This window comes from Peptostreptococcus sp. MV1 (assembly GCF_000758885.1).
Lineage (GTDB): Bacteria > Bacillota > Clostridia > Peptostreptococcales > Peptostreptococcaceae > Peptostreptococcus.
The window spans coordinates 1-2899 of record NZ_JRNB01000117.1 but is presented as its reverse complement, the minus strand read 5'-3'; the positions used below and the strand labels follow the sequence as shown (position 1 = coordinate 2899).

Below are 2899 nucleotides of genomic sequence, written 5' to 3'. Positions count from 1 at the left end.
CTGTCGCATAAATTTCGGATTTTATTCATCAACGCTAGTTGACAAAGAACCATTTAAATCAATAAAACCTATTAAATTATCACCAACGTTATTTGACATAGATCCGATATATAAAGCCAATATCATCAAAATTTATGATTTACGCTAGCTTCACCTAAATAATATGCTTCCCTTTAATTCTTTGTCAATTAAATTTTTTATGGAATCATCCATTTTATCTGGATATACAAGTATTGGTTTTTTAAGTCTAGCACTTAAAGGTGCTGACAATATATTTGCCATCGTATTTTTATTTAGTTCTATAATGTAGCTAGTCCTATCTGGGTATAAACTTTTGGCTATTTCCTTTGATGTAGCATATCTATCAATACCTGCGATTCGAGTAATTTTAAGATTTTTAGAAGCTAAGGCATCATATACTTTTTGGGATATAGTATCATATCCTCCAATTGATACCAACTGAGTTCCACTCTTTATCGCAGTCCTATTCTTATCTGAAATACTATCCCTCGATGTCAAAATCACCGGTATTTTATACTCATAAGCATATGGAGATATAGATGGTATATCAGCAAAATTCTTTCCACTAGCCAAAATATACTTGTCTGACTTCAAACTCTTGGCCACATTAGCAGATGTCTCATATCTATCTGTTCCAGAGTAATCTACAACATTATACCCCATAGACTTTAGGCTATTAATTACTTTGGGGCTAATCATATTTTTGCCAGACACCAAGTATACATTTTTTGTCTTTAACCTAGATAACTCCTTAGCTAGTTTATTATTCAAATCATCCCTTTCTGAAAGAAGAATAGGAGCATTCAAACAACCTGCTAAACCCGCTGATGATAGTGCATCTGGTATAGCTTTTTCTGATACCAAAACTACATTCTCGCTCTCATCAAAGGTATTCTTAGACAGATTTATAGAATTTTCCAAATTGGACTTTAATAAATCTACCTTGTACATACTCTCTCCCAATATGCTTCCATCTTCTGGATCCATATATATCTTTCTATTAAAATCAATTGTAATCGAATAAGACAATTTTACTTCAGAGTTATCAACATCCTTATATGTTGTCAGTATAATATCAGAAATTTCCTCCGATTTAGCGTGATATTTATTTTGTACGATTAGTTTAGCTTCAGCAGGACTAATTCTGGGTTCTTTATAGACAACTCTATTTTCTACTACCTTGTACCTTATTATATTATTATTTTTTTTATCATAAAATATGGAAACGAAGTCATGTGGATTTGTAATCGTTCCACTTAGAATTCTTTCATACCTATAAAAATCGTTATCATCAGAAGTATATTTTTCAACATTTTTTAAAGTATATCCTTCTTCATATAATTTCTTACTAATTGAATCCATAAGAGAATGCTCCATAGACACATTAGCAGGTAACTTATAACCTCCTGTATCAGCCTGTAAGAGCCTACCATCATCATCAAAAGATATATATGAGTTATTATTATATACAATCTTGTTATATTGTCTATCCTTTAACCATCCACTGGTCCCAAGCATACGATACATAATAAAATTTTTCTTTTCATATTTTACATTAATATAATCTAATATTTTTTTACCAATATCTATAGACTGTTCGTCTCTTGTTTGACTCAAAACTTTTTCATTCTTTTCAAAAACTATATTATCAATAGCTATAATAGGTACCATACTAGCAGAAACCATAGTTGTGACCATTGTGCTTATTATTAATTTTTTTTTGTTCATAAAATCCCCTCCTTAATTTGCCGTACCATAAAAAGTACTGTTGCCAACAAAAACAGGTCTAGCATTTACACTTACATCTGCTTTTGCTTTCTCTACAGCCCTTTTTATCGGAGTATGACCATCTGCATATTGCCAAAAACGTCTAGAAAAATTATATGCTTGTTCCTCATATACTGGTCTGTCCCATCCAATATATGCTCCCCATCCATTTCTAATTTTAAAAACATTTGGCCAATTATTATTAACGCCTGTACTGCAAGCATCTAAAAAAACAAATCTCAACTGTAAATTTGGATAAAGTGAAGACAAATCATCTGCATAAAGTCTCCTACCACTTGCAGCAGATAAAAATGTTGCATCCTCATCACCATGACAATCTACATATAAAGCTCTAAAACCATTTGTAATTACACTATTTTTTATTGGTGTGTCTATATTACTACTTATATAATAATTATATTTTCACCAATTTTCACAATACTGGTATTGCTTAACTCTCTTATCACCCTTTCATTAGGTTCGAATAACACATTCCTTTCATCAGAAGTCATGGCACTTGAACTCAATGTAGAAAATATAGAGAACACTGCTACAAACATAACCACTAAAAAACCTAATCTACTTTTTTTGATAAATCTACCTCCTATTTGAAATTATAATGAATTTAAATATTGGATATACAATTGCAATTCTAACTAAACCAACGGAATCCCCTCTAATTCATACTATGACTGTATTTTAGAATTAATATTTCAACGTACTTACCAAAGACCGAGAGTATTAGGTAATTTTACAAAATAACCTAACCTTAATACTAGATGTTTTAAAATACATACAACTAAACTAGATATAAATCGATAATAATGCTTACTTTTACCTCATTATACCACTATTTTTTTTACATGTCAATAATTAGCATATATTCCAAATTATTTTTAATGAAACAATAATATTACTGTTTAGAAAAAGTCATATATTCCTGATAAATAGAAGATTCACACTACTTTTTTACAAATTGCCCAAAAAAATATTTTACATCCACTCATAAAAATGGAAAGGTATAAAATAGAAAAGGGCAACATCCATAGCTATAAGTTTGCTATGGATGCTGCCGTATAATTTAATAGATTTTATTGATTTAAATTATCAC

The 2899-nt window shown here is 30.0% G+C and carries 3 protein-coding genes; all 3 read right to left on the bottom strand.

What is annotated here, in order from left to right:
- Window positions 1-150: 150 nt before the first annotated feature.
- The 3 genes from HMPREF1639_RS07760 to HMPREF1639_RS09330 all read right to left on the bottom strand — a co-directional run bounded on the left by HMPREF1639_RS07760 (window position 151) and on the right by HMPREF1639_RS09330 (window position 2348).
- Window positions 151-1749, bottom strand: a complete 1599-nt coding sequence (locus HMPREF1639_RS07760) for a cell wall-binding repeat-containing protein (RefSeq protein ID WP_036765203.1) — start codon at window positions 1747-1749, stop codon at window positions 151-153.
- A gap of 12 nt (window positions 1750-1761) precedes the next feature.
- Window positions 1762-2058 (bottom strand): hypothetical protein, encoded by a 297-nt coding sequence (locus tag HMPREF1639_RS07755; protein WP_036765199.1) that lies wholly within the window; start codon window positions 2056-2058, stop codon window positions 1762-1764.
- 134 nt (window positions 2059-2192) lie between these two features.
- Window positions 2193-2348 (bottom strand): hypothetical protein, encoded by a 156-nt coding sequence (locus HMPREF1639_RS09330; RefSeq protein ID WP_156955974.1) that lies wholly within the window; start codon window positions 2346-2348, stop codon window positions 2193-2195.
- Between the last annotated feature and the right edge of the window lie 551 nt (window positions 2349-2899).